The organism is Pseudosulfitobacter sp. DSM 107133 (assembly GCF_022788695.1).
In the GTDB taxonomy this organism is placed as follows: Bacteria; Pseudomonadota; Alphaproteobacteria; order Rhodobacterales; family Rhodobacteraceae; genus Pseudosulfitobacter.
In genome coordinates, this window is sequence record NZ_CP085154.1 from 1,307,601 (window position 1) to 1,327,065 (window position 19,465).

Consider the following 19,465-nt stretch of genomic DNA (forward strand, 5'->3'; position numbering starts at 1 on the left):
GGCGCGATGGAAGGTCTTCTGGTTCTGATCGGGGGGATCGTGATCGCGATTCCCGTGGCATTGATCTATCTGCTGATCAGCCACAGCGGTGTGAAATCACGCCTTGCTGATGTCGAAAAGGAACTGACGGCCCTGCGCCTGCGTGCAGGCTCGGCGATACCGTCCGCAGAAAATGCACCACAACAAGCGCCTGCATCTCCAAGGCCGGAACAGCCCCCCGAACCGGCAAAGCCTGCACCACCACCGCCCCCTGCGGCTGCGGTAATCGCTGCACGGGCAGACGCTGCCGGGACCCCGGCCAAAACGCCAGCACCGCGTCCGCCTTCGCCAGCCGCCGACTGGATGCAACGGCTGAGCAGATGGTTGGTGAACAACTGGTTCTACGCGGTCTCGGCGCTGTCGCTGGCGCTGGCGGGGCTGTTTCTGGTGCAATATGGCGTCGAGAACGGCCTGTTGCCGCCCACTGCACGGGTCGCTGCGGCGCTGGCCTTTGGCGTGGTGCTGATCGGGGCGGGGGAATACATCCGCCGCCGGTTCGGCGATGGCGAGGACACCAGCACCGCCTATCTGCCCTCGGTGTTTTCCGGCGCGGGCATCGTGTCGCTGTTTGGCGGCGTTCTGTCGGCGCGGCTGCTGTATGACCTGATCGGGCCGGAAACGGCGCTGGTCGGCATGGTGCTGGTGGCGCTGGTGGCTCTGGTTCTGGGCTGGTTCCATGGCCCGCTGCTGGCGGCTGTGGGGGTGATCGGCGCCTTTGCCGCGCCCTTTGTGGTGGGCGGGTCGTCGGATGATCCGACGATTTTCTACGCCTATTTCACCATTATCGCAGCCCTTGGGCTTGGCATCGACACGCTGAAACGCTGGGCGTGGGTGTCGGTGCTCAGCCTTGTGCTGGCCTATGTCGCGGGCTGGCTGCTGGTGATGGGTGCGGATGACACGATTGCGGGTTTAGTGGCCTATGTCTTTGCGCTGGCGCTGATGGCGGTGCTGATACCGGCGCGGTCGGTGTCGCCGGACCACGGCGGCGCGATGCTGCACCAGATGACCCCGACCACGCGCCCGATCTTTCCAACTTGGCTGGCCGCAGGCGCGCTGGCCGCGACGGTGTTTGCGCTGATGTCGACCGCGCAGGAGGGCGCTGCCGAATTCGGGTTGTCGGTGCTGGCGCTGTCGGTGCTGGCAGGGGCATGGACCTGCTGGTCGGTGCGCGCACCGGCCTTGCAGGACCAGACGCTGCTGCCGGTCGCAGGCCTTGGCGCTGCGGTTGTACTGGTCGGTCTGGACCGCGCGCCCATCGTTACCGATTACCTGACCACATATGTCGATGCGCCAGAGGCCAAGTTCCCCCTGACCGTCACCGCGTTGGTGGGCATCGGCGTGGTGCTGTCGCTGCTGACCGCATGGCGGTCGCTGCGCGGTGGCGCGTTCGCGCCGCTGTGGGCGCTGGCGGCGGCGGTGATCGCACCGGGACTGGCGGTGCTGATCGAAGTGACATGGCAGCCGGCGACGGCCATCGGAGCCTACCCCTGGGCGCTGCACGCGGCGGCGCTGGCGGCGCTGATGGGCGTGCTGGCCGAACGCTTTGCCCGCGTGGACGGGCCGGAACACCGCCTGCGCACCGCGTTTTTCGTGCTGTCAGCGCTGTCGTGCATCACCTTTGCGCTGGTGCTGATCCTGTCGCTGGCGGCGCTGACGGCGGCGATTGCGGTGACGGTTGTGGTGGCCGCGTGGCTGGACCGCAAGTTCGACCTGCCGCAGATGAGCTGGTTTGTGGCGGCGGGCGTGGTGACACTGGGCTACCGGCTGGTAGCCGATCCGGGGATGGTCTGGGCCGTCGACACCGGGCTGGCCGAAATGCTGCTGGCCTATGGCAGCGCCTTTGGTGCGATGGTGGCGGGGCTGTGGCTGCTGCGCCCGCGCGTGGCCCAGGGGCGGCGCGACGAGGCGGTGCTGATGCTGGACAGCGCGGCGTGGTCCTTTGGCGGGATTCTGGTGACGCTGCTGGTTTATCGTGCGATTTCCTATGTGCTGGACGAAGACAGCGTCGGATCGCATTGGGCGATGGGCCTGTTCGCGACGATCTGGTTCGGGCTGGCGCTGGCACAGGTGCAGCGCATGGCGGGACGCCGTGCCTTGCGCTGGGCGCGGGCAGGGCTGGCGACGGTCTTTGCGCTGATCGGTCTGCTGGCACTGGCGCTTGGGGCGCTGCTGTTTTCTCCGTTGCTCAGCACCTGGTTCGGCGATGTCGCAGGGCCGCCGCTGGTCAACACGTTGGCCCCCGCCTATCTGGCACCGGCACTGGTGCTGGCGCTGGGCGCATGGCGGATCGATACGCTGCCGCGGTTGCTGAAGCTGGCCATGTTGGGGCTTGCGGGGTTGCTGGGTCTGCTGTGGCTGTTCTGCGTGATCCGTCATTTCTGGCAGGGACCTGATGCGATGGAGCTGAGCCGTGGCATGGGGCAGGGCGAGCTTTACACCTATACCGTCGCGCTGCTGCTGGCAGGGGCGGGATTGTTCTATCAGTCGATGGCGGCCAGCTCGAACCTGATGCGGCGCGCGGGTCTGGCTGTGATCGGGCTGGCGGTGGCCAAAGTGTTCCTGATCGACATTTCAGGGCTGGGCGGATTGGTGCGGGTGTTTTCGTTGTTGCTGCTGGGGCTGTCGCTTGCCGGGCTGGCGTGGCTGAACCGCTGGGCGCAGGACAAGACGGCAGCGCGCGGGGAGGACGCGGAGTAGGGGGCGCTGCCCCCCGGCCTGTGGCCGTCCCCCGGGATATTTGTGGCCAAAAGAAGGGGTCTTGTAGGGCTATGCCGCGCTGCTTATAAGGCAGGCATGATGATGCTATCCGCGCTCATTATTCGAATTATTTCCCCGGCGCTCTGACCATAGAGACGCCGGGCAACAGGTGTTTGAGCCATCGCACCGACCCTCACTGAACATATATTCCCGACCTGATCCGAAGGACGCCCGACATGTGCGCCGATACACCTGAATACAAAGACACGCTGAACCTGCCCCGCACCGAATTCCCGATGCGCGCGGGCCTGCCCAAACGCGAACCCGAGTGGCTGGCGCGCTGGGAGGAGATCGGCGTGTACGACCGCCTGCGTGAAAAAGAGGGGCGCACGCCCTTTACGCTGCACGATGGCCCTCCCTATGCCAACGGGCATTTGCACATCGGTCACGCGCTGAACAAGACGATCAAGGACATGATCGTGCGCAGCCACCAGATGATGGGCTTTGACGCGCGCTATATCCCCGGCTGGGATTGCCACGGCCTGCCGATCGAATGGAAGATCGAAGAGCAGTACCGCAAGAAGGGCCGCGACAAGGATCAGGTGCCGATCAACGAATTCCGGGGCGAATGCCGCGAGTTCGCGCGTGGCTGGGTCGATATCCAGCGCGAGGAATTCAAACGTCTGGGCATCACCGGCAACTGGGAAAACCCGTACCTGACGATGGATTTCCACGCCGAACGGGTGATCGCCGAGGAGTTCATGAAGTTCCTGATGAACGGCACGCTGTATCAGGGTTCGAAACCCGTGATGTGGTCGCCGGTGGAGAAGACCGCGCTGGCCGAGGCCGAGGTCGAGTATCACGACAAGGAAAGCTTTACCGTTTGGGTGAAGTTTAAGGTTGTGGGGCCGAAACCGAATACAGATGCAGTTTTTGATCTTGGGCTGCAAAATGCCTATGTGGTTATCTGGACCACGACTCCGTGGACCATCCCGTCAAACAAGGCAGTGGTTTTTGGTGAAGGCATTTCCTATGGCCTCTACGAGGTTACGTCCACTCCTGAAGAGTGTTGGGTAAACGCTGGGGAAAGGTATCTGTTGGCCGATAAATTGGCTGTTGATGTGATGAATCGGGCACGTTTGGACGAAGGAATGTACAAGCGGATTCGTGATGTATCTGCTGATGAACTTTCCAGCATCGCACTTCGACATCCTTTCGATCAGTGCGAAGGTGCCAACGGCGAATGGGACGACCTGCGCGATTTCCGTGCCGCCGATTTCGTCACCGACACCGAAGGCACCGGCTTTGTCCACTGCGCCCCGTCGCACGGTCTGGAAGAATACGAGCTTTACCGCGATCTGGGCATGTTGGAACAGGTCATCACCTATAACGTCATGGAAGACGGGCGTTTCCGCGACGATCTGCCATTCTTTGGCGGCAAGGCGATCCTGAAACCCAACGGCAAGGAAGGCAACGCAAACAGCGCCATCATCGACAAGCTGGTCGAGGTTGGCGGCCTGCTGGCGCGCGGCAAGATCAAGCACAGCTATCCGCATTCCTGGCGCTCGAAAGCGCCCGTGATCTATCGCAACACGCCGCAGTGGTTCGCCGCCATCGACAAGGTTGTGGGCGACGGTCTGGACACATTCGGCAAGACCATCCGCGAGCGTGCCCTGACCGAGATCGACAACGTCAACTGGACGCCGAAGTCGGGCCGCAACCGTCTGCATTCGATGATGGAGGCGCGCCCCGACTGGGTGCTGTCGCGTCAACGGGCATGGGGCGTGCCACTGACCTGCTTTACCAAGAAGGGCGCACTGCCCACGGACGCCGATTTCCTGCTGCGCAATGCGGATGTGAACGCGCGGATCGTCGAAGCGTTTGAGGCCGATGGCGCGGATGTCTGGTACGCCGACGGCGCGAAAGAGCGGTTCCTGGGCGGCATCGTCAACCCTGACGATTACAACCAGGTCACCGACATTCTGGATGTGTGGTTTGACAGTGGCTCGACCCACGCCTTTACCCTGCGCGACCGTGAGGACGGCTCTGAGGACGGGATTGCGGACGTCTATATGGAAGGCACCGACCAGCACCGTGGCTGGTTCCATTCGTCGCTGTTGCAATCGGTCGGCACCACGGGCCGTGCGCCCTATCGCAATGTGGTCACGCACGGCTTTACGCTGGATGCCAAGGGCATGAAGATGTCCAAATCCATCGGCAACACCATCGTGCCCGATGAGGTCGTGCGCCAGTACGGTGCCGACATCCTGCGGCTGTGGGTGGCACAGGCCGACTATACCGCTGACCAGCGGATCGGGCCGGAGATCCTGAAAGGGGTGGCCGACAGCTATCGCCGCCTGCGCAACACCATGCGGTTCATGCTGGGGTCGCTGTCGGACTTTACCGAGGCCGACCGCACCGCAGCCGCCGATATGCCCGAGCTTGAGCAATGGGTGCTGCACCGTCTGGCCGAGCTGGACGAGGTTGTGCGCACGCGCTACGCTGCTTTTGATTTCCAGGGCGTCTGGCAAGCAGTGTTCAACTTTGCCACGCTGGATCTGTCGGCCTTCTACTTCGATGTCCGCAAAGATGTGCTGTATTGCGATGGCGACACCCTGCGCCGCCGTTCCGCGCGCACCGTGCTGGACCTGTTGTTCCAGCGTCTGACCACCTGGCTGGCACCGATTCTGGTGTTCACGATGGAAGAGGTCTGGCTGGAGCGCAATCCGGGGGCGCAATGCTCGGTCCACATGGCCGATTTCCCTGCAACGCCCGGCGACTGGCGCAATGATGCGCTGGCGGCGAGATGGGCCGGGGTGCGTGCCGCCCGCCGTGCGGTCACGGCTGCGCTGGAAGTGCAGCGGACCGACAAGGTGATCGGCGCGTCGCTTGAGGCGGCACCGGTTGTGCATGTCGAGGACGACGCCTTGCTGGCCGCGCTGCAATCAGTGGCCTTTGAGGATCTGTGCATCACGTCTGACATCGCGGTCACCGCCGACCCCGCCCCGGCCGAAGCCTTCCGTTTGCCGGAAGTGTCGGGCGTCAGCGTGGTCTTTGAAAAGGCGGCGGGTGACAAATGCCAGCGCTGCTGGAAGGTGTTGCCCGATGTCGGCACCCACAAACACACAGGTGTCTGTGGCCGGTGCAACGACGCACTGGGATAAGACCACCCTCAGCCTTAAAACGTGCAGCCCGTCCCTGATACAGGGGCGGGCTGCCTGCATTTTCAGCCCCAAGACAGAGTGCGGTCGTTTTGGCCATTTGGGTTCTTTGCAGTGGCAAACGGATGTGACAGGTTCCCCGCAACGCGGTGCTGCCTGTGCCACGTTACATCGGGCGTTGGCGCTAAGCGGCGGCATTCACACAATAATTCGTAAATAGAGGCGAGGGATACGACGATGAACACTGAAACACCAACCGGCACAGGCGGCGATACGCTGAATCCCGTCACGCCGTCCGAGAAGAACTGGGGCTGGTTCGCCATTTTCAACATCTGGGCCAACGACGTTCAGTCCCTGTTCGGCTATTCGCTGGTGGCTTCGCTGTTTATCTCGTTCGGGGTCAGCGGCTGGACAGCCTTTGCCGCGCTGATCGCGGCGGGCCTGTTCGTGATGTTCCTTGTCAATCTGTCCGGCGCGCCGGGCGAAAAATACGGCATTCCCTATCCGGTTTTGGCCCGCGCCAGTCTGGGCACCCAAGGGGCCAAACTGCCCGCAATCCTGCGGGCGATCGTGGCGGTGTTCTGGTACGGGGTGCAGGTCTATTTTGCTTCGACCGCCGTGGCGCTGCTGATCCGGTCACTGACGGGCATCAGCGGGGGCACCGAGGTGCTGGGGCTGACGGGCGTTGACTGGGCATCTTTCGTGATCGTCTGGGCCTTTCACATTGTGATTTTCTGGCGCGGTATGGATTGGGTCGAGACATTTCTGAACATTGCCGGCCCGTTTGTCTATCTGGTGATGATCGGCCTGTTGATCGTGCTGTGGCAAAAGGCGGACGGCCAGCTGTTGAGCGCGGCGCAGACGATCTTTGTGCAGCCGGATGCGACTTTTGTCACCGAGTTCAACGGGTTCATCGCAATCGTGGGCACGATGGTGGCCTATTTCGCCGCCGTGATGGTCAACTTTTCCGACTTTTCGCGCTATGCCAAGGACAAGCCCGCGATGGTCCTGGGCAACCTGGCCGGCCTGCCGTTCAACATGATCCTGTTTTCGGCGCTGGCGTTGCTGACCACGGCGGGCGCTGCGGTGGTTTACGGCGAGGCGATTATCAACCCGACAGAGATTGTCGAGCGCACCGACAGCGTGCTGCTCAGCATCATTGCCGCGATCACCTTTTTTGCGGCGACGGTGGGGATCAATCTGGTGGCCAACTTTATCCCGGCGGTGAACGGCATTGCCAACCTTGCGCCCAGCAAGATCAGCTTTCGCATGGCGGGGCTGATCACATCGGGCTTTGCCTTTGTTATCGGTGGCTTCTGGACCAGCTTTATCAGCGAATTCGGCATTGGCGGCTTCGTCAACACGCTGGGCGCGACGCTGGCGCCGATCTACGGGATCATGATTGTTGATTACTATGTGCTGCGCCGTCAGTCGCTGGATGTGGCTGGCCTGTATGACGAGGTGGGGGGGCCTTACCGTTTTGGCAATGGCTGGAACAATCCGGCGCTGGTGGCCTTTGCCATCGCGGCGCTGTTCTCGGTGGCGACGGTCTGGGTGCCGGCACTGGCGGTGCTGTCCGGCTATGCCTGGGTAATCGGGGCGCTGATCGGTGGCATTCTGTATTCGATGCTGGCCAAACGCTGAAATGGCTGCGCACCGCTTTCGGGCGGTGCGCAATGCGCAGGTTACGGGTTGAGCGCGGGCGGCTTTGGCCGCATCCTGTGCGGATGAACCTGCATGATGTTCCCACACAATTCGGCACCCTGTGCCTGACCGAGGACGACGGCGCGATCACCGCGCTGTCGTGGCAGGCGTCAGGGCGCACTGATGATACCGACCTGCTGCGCGAGGCCGCGGCGCAGCTGCGCGCCTATGATGCAGGCGCGCTTGAGCTGTTCGACCTGCCGCTGCGCGTTGCTGGGTCCGGTTTGCAGCAGAAAGTCTGTGCCGCGATGTCTGCGATCCCTTTCGGGTTTACCCGTACTTACGGCGAGATAGCCCGCGACGTTGGCGCATCGGCTCAGGCGGTCGGGCAGGCCTGTGGTGGCAATCCGGTGCCTGTGATTATCCCCTGCCACCGTGTGATGGGGGCCAGGGGGCTGACCGGATTTTCAGGGGCAGGCGGGGTGGAAACCAAAGTGGCGCTGCTGCGCCACGAGGGCGCAGGCGGGTTTCTGATCTGAGGTTCAGCCGTCGGGGCCGTACACGGCCTGTTGCGCAATGCCTGCAAATGTCAGGTACAGCGATGTGACCGCCAGCCCGTAAATGGCCCATGTGTCGGGATGAAAGTTCACCCAGGCGGCCCAGCCTGCAAACACGGTCCACGCCAGCGCCACCGGCAGGCTCAGCTTGCGCCAGCGTTCCGTGCGCACGGGGTGGATGAATTTCAGCGGCAGGAACATCGCCACCGCCAGCACCGTCACCAGCGCCAGCGAGACCCAGAAATTCGGCTGCGTTGCAAAGATCACCAGCACCAGCATGTTCCAGCACCCCGGAAACCCCGAGAACGAGTTGTCCTTGGTCTTCATCCGCGTGTCCGCGAAATACAGAGCCGAGGCAAAGGTGATCAGGATGATCGCCACCCAGCCGGTCCAGCCGTCCATCAGCCCCGATTTGAACAGGGCAAAGGCGGGGATGAACACATAGGTCAGATAGTCGATGATCAGATCCAGCAGCACACCGTCAAATTCGGGGGCGTTGTTCTTGACATCGTATTTACGTGCCAGCGGGCCATCAACGCCGTCAACGGCAAAGGCCACCACCAGCCACAAGAACATCAGATCCCATTTGGCATCAACCGCAGCCAGCATAGCCAGCATGGCAAAGACCGCGCCCGTAGCGGTCAGCAAGTGGACAGAGAGGGCTTTCACATGGCGAGTCATGCAACCGTTGATGGCCCATCGGGCGCGCGGATGCAAAAGGAAATCGGACCAGCAGCACAGATCGGCAAAAGAGATTGCGCAAACAGCCGGATCAGGCCTTTGGATGGGCGCTGTTGTAGACATCCATCAACCGCGCGCTGTCCACTGCGGTATAGGCCTGCGTGGTCGACAGCGAAGCATGGCCCAGCAGTTCCTGAATGCTGCGCAGATCACCGCCTGCGTTCAGCAAATGCGTGGCAAAGCTGTGACGCATGGCGTGGGGTGTGGCCGTGGCAGGCAGGCCCAGCTGCATGCGGGCTGATTCCATCGCCTTCTGGATCGCACGCGGCGCCAGCGCCCCGCCGCGCACGCCGCGAAACAGCGGTTGATCGTCTTGCAGGATATGCGGGCAGGCGGCGATATAGGCGTCGACCGCCTGTTGTGCCGCCGCCACCACGGGCACGATGCGTTCCTTGTTGCCCTTGCCGGTGATGCGCATCACCTGCGGAAGCGGCGCGTCGCCCCCGCGCAGGCTCAACGCCTCGGAAATCCGCAAACCACAGCCCCACAGCAGCGTCAGCACCGCGATGTCGCGCAGGCCAACCCAGGGGGTTGTCGACTGCATCCCGATCGTCTCGACCATGTCATGTGCCGCATCCACCGCCAGCGGGCGCGGCAGCTTGCGGGTGTATTTCGGCGCACGGGTCGACAATACGGCGGTGGGCTCGAACCCTTCGCGCGCTGCCAGCCAGCGATAAAACGACTTCACCGCACTCAGCTTGCGCGCCAGCGAACGTGGCCCGACATCCTCGGACCGCGTGTGTGCCATCCACGCCCGCATGTCGCTGATTGTGATATGCGACAGCGCGCCCAATCCCTGCGGTGATCCCTTGTGATGCGTGATAAAGGCCAGAAAATCGCCCAGGTCCCCCGCATAGGCGGTGATCGTATTGGCGGCAGCCCCCTTGAGGGCACGCTGGTGGTCCAGCCAGGTCTCCAGCGCGTCGCGCGCTGCCGGAGAGATCAGGCTCATGACAGCCAGCGGCGCATGGTGCGTTCAAACACGCCGGTAAAGAATGTCAGCAGATCGGTGCCCTGTTGCGGGCCGAACATATGCGGATCTTCCGCGCCCATCACCAGCAGACCGGGCAGGCGGCCCGCACCAAAGTTCAGCTTCAGGCAGGCCTCGGAGCGGATCCAGTCGCTGTTGTTGCCGTAAATCTCGGCACTTGCGTTCTGCACCTGCCGCAATGTGACCTGACGCACGGGGCCGCCCCGGTTCTGGGTCAGATAGCTGTCGATAAAGCCGGGTTCCGCCACGCTCAGCACATCGCCCAGGCGCTGCACCGCAGGGTCGTTGTCGTTCTGCACGCTTTCCAGCACCAGCTTCACCGCATCCACACGCAAAATCTCGGCCACTTCGCCGCCCAGATCACGCAGGAAAGTTTCAAATTCGATCGGGTCCAGCATCCGCAGAATCGCGCGGTGTACCTGATTGGTGCCCGCCAGATTTTCGTAAGCGGCGGCAATCACGCTGCGGTGGGTGTCTTCCAGCCGGTCCAGCCGTGATTCAAGCCGCTCCATCGCGATGCCACGCAGATCGACGATATTGCCCCCCATACTGCGTTCATTCGCGGCAATCAGGGCGTGCATCATGTCCTTGTCATCAAGGATCACATCGGGACGCGAAATGATCGCTTCACGCAAGGCGTCGTCGATTTTCGGGCTGCTGGTCATGGGCTGCTCATTTTTATTTTGTAGGACCCTAACATGCGAGTTCGGTAAAATCTGCCTTTTTTTGGACAAAATGGCAGGTTTTGGCCGCATGCGGGCGGGTATTGGAGATTTTCCCGTTTATGGGGAATTTTGGTGCAGGTTCCCCCATGTCAGGGAAAAGCACAGCGCCGCCCGATAGATACCGGACGGCGCGCTTGCCGGAGCTGTGGCTTACAGGATTTTCTGGCCGGTTTTCGCCCAGTCTTTCATGAACTGGTCCAGACCGGCGGTGGTCAGCGGGTGTGTTGCCAGCTTTTTGATGACTTCGGGCGGCGCGGTCATCACGTCGGCACCGATGCGGGCGCAATCCTGAACATGGGCCACCGAACGGATCGACGCGGCCAGGATGTTGGTTTCAAAGCCATAGTTGTCATAGATGGTGCGAATGTCTTCGATCAGGTCCATGCCGTCGATGTTGATGTCGTCCAGACGCCCGATGAACGGGCTGATGAACGTGGCACCGGCTTTGGCCGCCAGCAGCGCCTGGTTGGCCGAGAAACACAGGGTCACGTTCACCATCTTGCCTTCGCCCGACAGCACCTTGCAGGCTTTCAGCCCGTCCCATGTGAGGGGCAGTTTGACGGCGATGTTTTCAGCGATTTCCGCCAGTTTGCGGCCTTCGGCGATCATGGCGTCGGCTTCCAGCGCGACCACTTCGGCGCTGACGGGGCCGCTGACCAGATCACAGATTTCCTTGGTCACTTCAAGAATGTCGCGGCCCGATTTCAGGATCAGCGAGGGGTTGGTTGTTACCCCGTCGACCATGCCCAGATCGTTCAGTTCGGCAATGGCGTCGATATCTGCGGTGTCTACAAAAAATTTCATGTCGGTGGCTCCAATGGCAGTTAGGACAATCACAAGCGCGCCCGCCGTCAGTTCGCGATGGTCTTGCTTTGTGTTTGCATGTACCCCAACTGAACACCCGCTGAAACCCACAATTGCCGAGGCCAGACGTGACGCGCCCCGAATTCTACGATGAAGGTGCCCTCGTGGCCGTGTTGACCACGCAGCCGCTCGACCGGTTGCTGGATTACAAGGCACCCGAGGGCGGTTGCATGTTGGGCGCTTTCGTCGAGGTGCCGCTGGGGCCGCGCAAGGTGTTGGGCATTGTCTGGGGACCGGGGCGGGGCGATTGGGACATATCCAAGGTGCGATCGGTCATTCGGGTGCTGGATGCCGCCCCCATGCGCGAGGAAATGCGTACGTTTTTGTTAAGGGCGGCCGAATACACGCTGACACCCATGCCTGCGATGCTGCGGCTGGCCACCCGCGCGCCGGGGCTGGGGGATCCGCCGTCGATGCGCAAGATCTATCGCCGCGGCGAGGGGGAGCCGGACCGCGCCACCGACGCCCGCCGCCGGGTGATGGAGACGCTGGCCGAATATGGTGATCTGTCGTTCACCTTGAAAGAGCTGTCCGAGATGGCGGGGGTCACCTCCTCGGTGGTCAAAGGGTTGGTGAAACAGGGCGTCGTGTCGGAAGAGGACGCACCGCGCGATGTGCCGTTCCGCCGGCTGGACCCGTCGCTGCCCGGCAAGGAGTTGACCGACGATCAGGCCGCAGGCGCCGCGATGCTGGCCCAGGCCGTGCGGTCCGAAACCTATGGCACCACGCTGCTGCGCGGTGTCACCGGATCGGGCAAGACCGAAGTGTACCTTGAGGCCGTCGCGGCCTGTCTGGCCCAAGGGCGGCAGGCGCTGGTGCTGCTGCCCGAGATCGCGTTGACGGCTGAATTCCTGAAACGGGTTCAGGCACGGTTCGGCGCGCGGCCTGCGGAATGGCATTCGGGGGCCACCATGACCGAACGCCGCCGCATCTGGCGGATGGTCGGGCAGGGCGGCGCGCAACTGGTGATCGGGGCGCGGTCGGCGCTGTTCCTGCCCTATCAGAACCTCGGGCTGATTGTGGTCGATGAGGAACACGATACGTCCTACAAGCAGGAAGATGGCGTATTGTACAACGCCCGCGACATGGCGGTGCTGCGCGCGTCGATCTGCGGGGCGCATGTGGTGCTGGCCTCGGCCACGCCCAGTCTGGAAAGCTGGGCCAACGCCGAGGCGGGCAAATACAAACGGCTTGAGCTGACCTCGCGGTTTGGTCCTGCGGTGATGCCGACGATGGGCACGATTGATATGCGCGCGGCGGCCTTGCCTGCGGATCGCTGGGTTTCGCCCGATTTGCAAAAGGCCGTGCAGGCGCGGATTGATGCGGGTGAACAGGCGATGCTGTTCATCAACCGGCGCGGCTATGCGCCGATTACGCTGTGTCGCGCCTGCGGTCACCAGATTGCGTGCGACCACTGCGATGCGCGTATGGTCGAACACCGGTTCCTGAAGCGTCTGATGTGCCACCAGTGCGGCGAGACCAAGCCGATGCCGACGACCTGCCCCAGCTGCGAGGCCGAGGACCGGCTGGCCCCCGTCGGCCCCGGAGTCGAGCGGCTGGGCGAAGAGGCGGCGTTGCTGTGGCCCGATGCGCGGATTGCGACGCTCAGTTCCGATATGTACGGCAGCGCCCGCGCGTTGAAGGCCGAGATTGAAAACATCGCCCAAGGCGGGGCGGACATCGTGATCGGCACGCAGCTTGTGGCCAAGGGGCATAACTTTCCCAACCTGACGCTGGTCGGCGTGATCGACGCCGATCTGGGCTTGCAAGGGTCCGACCTGCGCGCCGCTGAACGCACGTTCCAGCTGATGCGGCAGGTGGCGGGGCGGGCAGGCCGTGCGGACAAGCCGGGCACGGCGTTGTTGCAGACCTATCAGCCCGACCATCCGGTGATCCGCGCCATTCTGGCGGGCGACGAGGAAGGCTTTTGGCGGGCCGAGGCCGCGCAGCGCGAGGCGGCAGGCGTGCCGCCCTATGGGCGCATGGCGGGGATCATCCTGAGCGGGCCGGATGTGGCGGCGGTCTTTGACATTGCCAACCACCTCGCGCGGGCGGACGGGCCGCTGCGGCAGGTGGGGGCACAGGTGTACGGGCCTGCCCCTGCGCCCATTGCCCGGGTGCGCGGGCGGCATCGCGTGCGGATGCTGGTCAAGGCGGACAAGGGTGTGGCCTTGCAGGGGGCGCTGCGCAAATGGGTGCGTCAGGTGCAGATCAAGGGCGACATCCGGCTGGCCATCGATATCGACCCGCAAAGTTTCTACTGACAGGGCGGTTTGGTTGTTCGCTCAAGCGACTGAAATCGCCGCAGAGTTGTACGCATTTTCCGGTTTTTGGTACAATTCTCGCCTCGCCTCGTTCCGGCGAAAGGCGTAATGCAGACCCTATGACAAAAATCGTAAAAATCGGCGATGCCGCCAATATGCCGTTCTGGCGTCGTCCTATCGCGTTGTTGGTTCTGATGGCCATCGCGATGCCGATTGCGTTCAACACATGGTCGGCGCTGCTGAACAACTTTGTCATCGAGGCGGCCAATTTCGACGGTGCGGATATCGGCCTGCTGCATACGATACGCGAAATTCCGGGCTTTCTGGCCATCGGCGTGATCGCCATCATCATCTTTGTGCGCGAACAGGTGCTTGGGCTGGTGTCGCTGGTGCTGCTGGGTGTGGCCACCGCCATAACCGCGCAATTCCCGTCGCTGGGCGGTATCCTGACGCTGACCATGCTCAGTTCGATCGGCTTTCACTATTACGAGACGGTCAACCAGTCGCTGCAACTGCAATGGATCGACAAGGAAAACGCCCCGCGCGTGCTGGGCTGGTTGCTGGCCACGGGTTCGGCGGCAACCTTTGTGGTCTATCTGGTGATCCTGCTGCTGTGGGAGCCACTGAACCTGACCTATAACATCGTCTACATGGCAGGCGGCGGCGTGACGGCGGCCATCGCGATCTTTGCGATGATCGCCTACCCGCAGTTCGAGGCGCCGACCCCCCAGCGCAAACAGTTCATCCTGCGCAAACGCTACTGGCTGTATTACGCGCTGCAATTCATGGCCGGCGCGCGGCGGCAGATCTTTACGGTCTTTGCCGGTTTCATGATGGTTGAAAAGTTCGGCTTCAAGGTTGACGAGCTGACGATGCTGTATCTGATCAACCTGTTGATCAACATGCTGGTGGCCCCGCTGCTGGGACGAGTGGTGCAGCGGTTCGGCGAGCGCAAGACACTGGGATTTGAATACATCGGGCTGGTGATCGTGTTCCTGAGCTATGGCGGCGTTTACTATCTGGGCTGGGGGATTGCCGTGGCGGCGTTTCTTTATGTGGTGGATCATGTGTTCTTTGGTCTGGCGCTCGCGCTGAAAACCTATTTCCAGAAAATCGCGGACCCGGGCGACATCGCCCCCACGGCCGCCGTGGCCTTTACCATCAACCATATTGCCGCCGTGGGGCTGCCCGCGCCGCTGGGGCTGTTGTGGCTGGTGTCACCGGCGGCGGTGTTCTTTCTGGCGGCAGGCATGGCCGCCACATCGCTGATGCTGGCCTTGCTGATCCCGCGCCATCCGGTGCCCGGACACGAAACGGTGCTAACACGCCCCATGCCCGCCGCGGCAGAGTAACGTGGAGGGGCAGGGTCGTTTCATCACCGGCTCGACCATGGGCCATGTGGTGCGGATGACGGCGACCGGTGCCTTTGGCATCACGTTTGTCTTTCTGGTTGATGCGGCCAACCTGCTGTGGCTGTCCCAATGGGGGGCTCCGCAACAGGTGGCGGCCATCGGCTTTGCCTATGCGATACAGTTCTTTTCGGTGTCGATTGGCGTCGGACTGATGATTGCGGCCACGGCGCTGGTATCGCGCAGCATCGGACGCGGCGACCGGATGCTGGCGCGCCAGCAGGCGGGCGCTGCGATGGTGATTGCAGCCTTGGTCCAAGTGGTTGTGGCCACGTTGATCGTCACCTTTCGCATGCACTTGGTCAGCTTTGCCGGAGCCACAGGTGAAACCGCCGATCTGGCCGCGCGCTATCTGGCGTTCACCATCCCGTCACTGGTGCCAATGGCAGTTTCGCTAGTCGGCTCGGGCGTGCTGCGCGCCGAAGGCTATGGCGCCAAGGCCATGTATGTCACGCTGTTTTCCGGCATGGCGCTGATGTTTGTCGACCCTTTGCTGATCTATCATTTTGGTCTGGACGGGGCGGCCGTGGGGTTGGTGCTGTTTCGTATCTGCCTAATGGTGCTGGCGATTTATTACGCAATCCTCCAGACCAAGTTGGTGGCCCGCCCGGATGGCGAGATCATCTTGCGCGTTCTCAAACCATTTGCGTTGATTGCACTGCCCTCGATTGCCACGCAGATGAGCACACCGGCGGGCAACTATTTCCTGACGATGGTGATGGCGCAATTCGGTGACGACGCGGTGGCTGCATGGGCGGTGGTCGGGCGGCTGACCGTGCTGGTGTTCGGTGGCATCTTTGCGCTGTCCGGGGCCATTGGGGGCATCTTCGGGCAGAACTTTGGCGCGGGTCACTATGAACGGCTGCGCAGCACCTATCGCGATGCGCTGGTGTTTTGTGCGATTTACACGCTGGTGGCATGGGGCCTGCTGTGGACGGCGATCCCCTATGTCAGCCAGATGTTCGGCCTGACCGGACAAGGGGCCGAGGTGCTGCGCGCCTTTGCCGGTGTGGGTGTGGGGGCGTTCATGTTTGTGGGTGCGCTGTTCGTGTCCAACGCCGCGTTCAACAATCTGGGGCAGCCGGGGCGGTCCACATTGGTGAACTGGATGAAGGACGGTGTGCTAAGCTGGCCTGCGGCAATGCTACTGGCAGGCAGCTTTGGTGCGGCGGGGGTGATCTATGGTCAGGCGCTTGCAGGCGCGGTGATGGGCGTGCTCGCGGCAAGCTGGGGCTGGCGCTATGTTGCGCGGCTGGGGCCGCAATCGGACATTGACCCCGCGCCGCCGCGCCCCTATCCGAATTTGGACCGCTTTCGGAGACGTTGAAATGCCCACATTCACAGCCCTGACCACATTGACCGGGAAAACCGCAGCCGAGGCGCTGGGCGCCGCGATGGAGCGGCTTGAGCCCGAACCCACCGGCATCGGTGTGTTCGAGGTCGAAGACGGCTCGGGCCTGTGGGAAGTGGGCGGCTATTTCTCGGAACAGCCTGACGCCACCGCGCTGGCACTGCTGGCCACGATGATGGAGGCCAAGCCCTTTGTGATCTCGGAACTGCCCGAAACCGACTGGGTCGCCCATGTGCGCCGCGAGCTGGCACCGGTCGAGGCGGGGCGCTTCTTTGTCTATGGCAGCCACGATGCCGACAAGGTGCCCGCCGACAGCGTGCCGCTGCTGATCGAGGCGGCGATGGCCTTTGGCACCGGACACCACGGCACGACGCTGGGCTGTCTGCGCGCGCTCGACCGGCTGGCGGGCGACGGCTGGAAGGCGGACCGCGTGGCCGACATCGGCTGTGGCACTGCGGTGCTGGCAATGGCCGCAGCGCGGATCTGGCAGGGCGAGGTGATCGCCAGCGACATCGACGAGGTCGCCGTGGACGTGGCCGAGGCCAATCTGGCGGCCAACAACATGGCCGGCGCTGTCAAATGTGTCGAGGCCGCGGGCTTCGACCACCCCGAGCTGCGGGCGCTGGCCCCCTATGACCTGATCTTTGCCAATATCCTGAAAGGTCCGCTTGTCGCGCTGGCCCCCGACATCGCCGCGCATTTGCGCGCCGACGGGGTGGCGATTCTGTCGGGAATCCTGAACGAGCAGGCAGACGACGTTCTGGAGCACTATTTCGCAGCCGGACACAGTCTGGACCATCGCGAGGTGATTGGTGACTGGACGACGCTGACAGTCCGAAAAAGAACGTAGGAAAAGCCGCTTTTTAAACGCATTTGAACGTTTTGCCCAGATTTTGCCACATTTCAGCGGCAAAAGAGAGGGGCAATTCGGTGGGGGCCGAACCGCTAGAGGCTGCCATGGTTGAGACCAAGCAACACTTTGAATCACGTCTGCGTTTTCTGACACGCAAGCACCGCCGTATGGCCAATGGATACACCACCCGTCTGCGCGGTGATGGTCTGATTGTTGTCAAACCCAAGCGTCGCAAGATGCAGTTCCCGCTGAAAGGGGCTGTGCTGCTGTTGATCGGCTTCTTTGCCTTCAAGGCGTTCATGCTGATGTCGTTGGGCGAGCGGACCTATGCCGACCGGCTGGCCGAATTGCAGGGTGGCACGATTATTGAACAGGGGGGCGCATGGGTGATGCAGCCCGACACCGTGACACAGGCGATGGCGACCTTTGCCGCCACCAAATTGCGTTGATCTGTTTTTGTACCGTTAAAGAGTTTTAGTGCGTTAACGAGTTTCGTGTTGTTTACGAGTGCAGGCCGCTGCGACATCTGTCGGGGCGGCCTTTTTGTATCCGGTGGCAATTCTGTGCTGGTGGTCACGCCAACCGACACCCCCGGGCATCGGTTACAGCAGACATGCCGCTTGGGCGGGGTCACGACATTGCTGCCACAGGCAAAACCGCATGCGTTTTGGCACTTTGCTCAAGGCGCGCTTTTTCGGGCGCTCACGACGAAATGTGTCAGCGCATAGAAAAAACGCCCTTGGGCAGCCAGGGCCTTTTGCTCCGCCAGCCACGCCGCGGCCTCTTGGGCGGGCACATGGTTATTGTCGACAGCATATCGGGCCATCAATCGCATCATCATCATGGCCAGCCCGTCCGGCTTTAGCGTGTGATCACAGGTTGTCAGAGGTACGACGTTTTCGACGACAAAGCCTGCGTCCCGCATGATAGACGGTAAAATCGCAGGGACGTCTCGCCGTGTGAAGTGATGATCCCAGGATGCAATCATCCGATCCATACGATCCTTGTCGTCGCTGAACCACACCAGAGAGTCGAGGTGGATGTCGCCGATAACAAGTCTGCCGCCGGGTTTCAGCACCCGCCCGGCCTCGACGATGGCAGCGGGGATATCGTCAAGATATTCAAAGACCTGGACCGAGACAGCCTTGTCCAGGGTTCCGGTCTCAATCGGCAGATCATTGGCCGTGCCGGTCAGGATTTCGACGCAATCAAACGCCTTGCATCGCGCCTGTGCCGGGCCAAGCATATCGGGGCTAGGATCAACGCCAATTGCCTTGCCCCCTGATCCAACTGCGCGGGCAAGCTCCAATGTCAGCAGGCCATTCCCGCAGCCAATATCGACAATTTTTTCATCAGCTTCGGGGCGAAGTGCATCGAATGACGCTTGCCGCCTTCGGGTAATATCTGCACCTTGATAGACAATATCCAGCAGCCGCGTCGTTTCTTTGTCAAACTTCAGCATGGTTTGCGCCCCCTGACTGAAACACATCGGGTTTGGCGCTATTCATCTTCGCAAACCACGGCGTCAACTTCGATCTCGACCAACCATTCCGGATTCACGAACCGTGTGACCGCCATGATCGTATCGACCGGCCGCGCATCGATGCAGTATGTCTTGCGCGCCTTGATGGCCTCTTTCCAGGTGTCGATATCCGTCAGAATGACACGCGTTCTTACAATATCACGGATACCAGAGCCTGCCTGTTCGAGAGCCGCCTTGATGATTTCAAAGCATTGCGTGGTCTGGGCGAAAACATCTCCGATGCCAACCGTATTGCCCTGCGCATCGACAGGCGCGGTTCCACCGACCGAAATGTATGGGCCAACGCGCACCGCACGGCTAAAGCCTACGATTTCCTCCATGGGATTTCCGTTTGATATGAGCTGACGCATTTGTTGCGCCTCCTTGTTAGGGTCCAGCCCCCTAAGGAAAGCATACGCTTATCTCGTCAGTCATGACAGAATTTTGGAAATGCGGACGTTCCTGCGCAGCCTGGTTGAACGCCGCTGTCGATGCGGTCTGACAAACCTTGCCGGTTTTCTGCGCTTGCGGATGCTGTTTTGTAGGGTCCAGACCCTAAGCCAACCGGCAACGTCTGCACACAAAAAAACCGCTCACCCCACCAAGGGAGAGCGGTTTTTCATACCGGGTCGCGCGCCTGCCGAGGG

15 protein-coding genes are annotated in these 19,465 nt (G+C 62.1%); 9 read left to right on the forward strand and 6 right to left on the reverse strand.

Going from position 1 to position 19,465, the window contains the following annotated elements; all coding sequences use genetic code 11:
* Positions 1 to 6: 6 nt before the first annotated feature.
* From DSM107133_RS06500 to DSM107133_RS06515, 4 genes are all read left to right on the forward strand, one after another.
* A complete protein-coding gene (locus DSM107133_RS06500) occupies positions 7 to 2,736 on the forward strand; it encodes a DUF2339 domain-containing protein (RefSeq protein ID WP_114294930.1) in 2,730 nt (909 codons plus the stop codon).
* Positions 2,737 to 2,972: 236 nt separating this feature from the next.
* On the forward strand, positions 2,973 to 5,900 hold the full coding sequence (ileS, locus tag DSM107133_RS06505) for an isoleucine--tRNA ligase (protein WP_114294931.1): 2,928 nt from the start codon (positions 2,973 to 2,975) through the stop codon (positions 5,898 to 5,900).
* Between the two features lie 234 nt (positions 5,901 to 6,134).
* A complete protein-coding gene (locus tag DSM107133_RS06510; RefSeq protein ID WP_114294932.1) occupies positions 6,135 to 7,541 on the forward strand; it encodes an NCS1 family nucleobase:cation symporter-1 in 1,407 nt (468 codons plus the stop codon).
* Between the two features lie 83 nt (positions 7,542 to 7,624).
* Positions 7,625 to 8,080 (forward strand): methylated-DNA--[protein]-cysteine S-methyltransferase, encoded by a 456-nt coding sequence (locus DSM107133_RS06515; protein ID WP_114294933.1) that lies wholly within the window; start codon positions 7,625 to 7,627, stop codon positions 8,078 to 8,080.
* A 3-nt stretch (positions 8,081 to 8,083) separates the two neighbouring features.
* On the opposite strand, the gene DSM107133_RS06520 is transcribed toward DSM107133_RS06515, so the two are convergent.
* From DSM107133_RS06520 to fsa, 4 genes are all read right to left on the reverse strand, one after another.
* Entirely contained in the window at positions 8,084 to 8,779 is a 696-nt protein-coding gene (locus DSM107133_RS06520) for a CDP-alcohol phosphatidyltransferase family protein (protein ID WP_114294934.1), read from the reverse strand.
* A 91-nt stretch (positions 8,780 to 8,870) separates the two neighbouring features.
* Complete coding sequence (locus DSM107133_RS06525) at positions 8,871 to 9,791, reverse strand: tyrosine recombinase XerC (RefSeq protein WP_114294935.1); 921 nt, start codon at positions 9,789 to 9,791, stop codon at positions 8,871 to 8,873.
* Positions 9,788 to 10,495 carry a DUF484 family protein gene (locus DSM107133_RS06530; protein WP_114294936.1) on the reverse strand — a complete coding sequence of 236 codons (708 nt, stop codon included), beginning with the start codon at positions 10,493 to 10,495 and terminating at the stop codon, positions 9,788 to 9,790. Before DSM107133_RS06530 ends, DSM107133_RS06525 begins: the two co-directional genes overlap by 4 nt.
* A 210-nt stretch (positions 10,496 to 10,705) precedes the next feature.
* Positions 10,706 to 11,359 carry a fructose-6-phosphate aldolase gene (gene fsa, locus DSM107133_RS06535; protein WP_114294937.1) on the reverse strand — a complete coding sequence of 218 codons (654 nt, stop codon included), beginning with the start codon at positions 11,357 to 11,359 and terminating at the stop codon, positions 10,706 to 10,708.
* A 128-nt stretch (positions 11,360 to 11,487) separates the two neighbouring features.
* Between fsa and DSM107133_RS06540 the strand changes: the two genes are divergently transcribed.
* From DSM107133_RS06540 to DSM107133_RS06560, 5 genes are all read left to right on the forward strand, one after another.
* Positions 11,488 to 13,683: a primosomal protein N' gene (locus tag DSM107133_RS06540; RefSeq protein ID WP_114294938.1), complete on the forward strand. Its 2,196-nt coding sequence runs from the start codon at positions 11,488 to 11,490 to the stop codon at positions 13,681 to 13,683.
* A gap of 119 nt (positions 13,684 to 13,802) precedes the next feature.
* Complete coding sequence (locus tag DSM107133_RS06545) at positions 13,803 to 15,035, forward strand: MFS transporter (protein ID WP_114294939.1); 1,233 nt, start codon at positions 13,803 to 13,805, stop codon at positions 15,033 to 15,035.
* A gap of 1 nt (position 15,036) precedes the next feature.
* On the forward strand, positions 15,037 to 16,419 hold the full coding sequence (locus DSM107133_RS06550) for an MATE family efflux transporter (protein WP_240310632.1): 1,383 nt from the start codon (positions 15,037 to 15,039) through the stop codon (positions 16,417 to 16,419).
* Between the two features lies 1 nt (position 16,420).
* On the forward strand, positions 16,421 to 17,293 hold the full coding sequence (locus tag DSM107133_RS06555; RefSeq protein WP_114294940.1) for a 50S ribosomal protein L11 methyltransferase: 873 nt from the start codon (positions 16,421 to 16,423) through the stop codon (positions 17,291 to 17,293).
* Between the two features lie 107 nt (positions 17,294 to 17,400).
* Positions 17,401 to 17,745: a hypothetical protein gene (locus DSM107133_RS06560; RefSeq protein ID WP_114295050.1), complete on the forward strand. Its 345-nt coding sequence runs from the start codon at positions 17,401 to 17,403 to the stop codon at positions 17,743 to 17,745.
* A gap of 230 nt (positions 17,746 to 17,975) precedes the next feature.
* On the opposite strand, the gene DSM107133_RS06565 is transcribed toward DSM107133_RS06560, so the two are convergent.
* Complete coding sequence (locus DSM107133_RS06565; RefSeq protein WP_114295051.1) at positions 17,976 to 18,758, reverse strand: methyltransferase domain-containing protein; 783 nt, start codon at positions 18,756 to 18,758, stop codon at positions 17,976 to 17,978.
* A gap of 38 nt (positions 18,759 to 18,796) precedes the next feature.
* Complete coding sequence (locus DSM107133_RS06570; protein WP_114294941.1) at positions 18,797 to 19,159, reverse strand: Rid family hydrolase; 363 nt, start codon at positions 19,157 to 19,159, stop codon at positions 18,797 to 18,799.
* Positions 19,160 to 19,465: the final 306 nt, after the last annotated feature.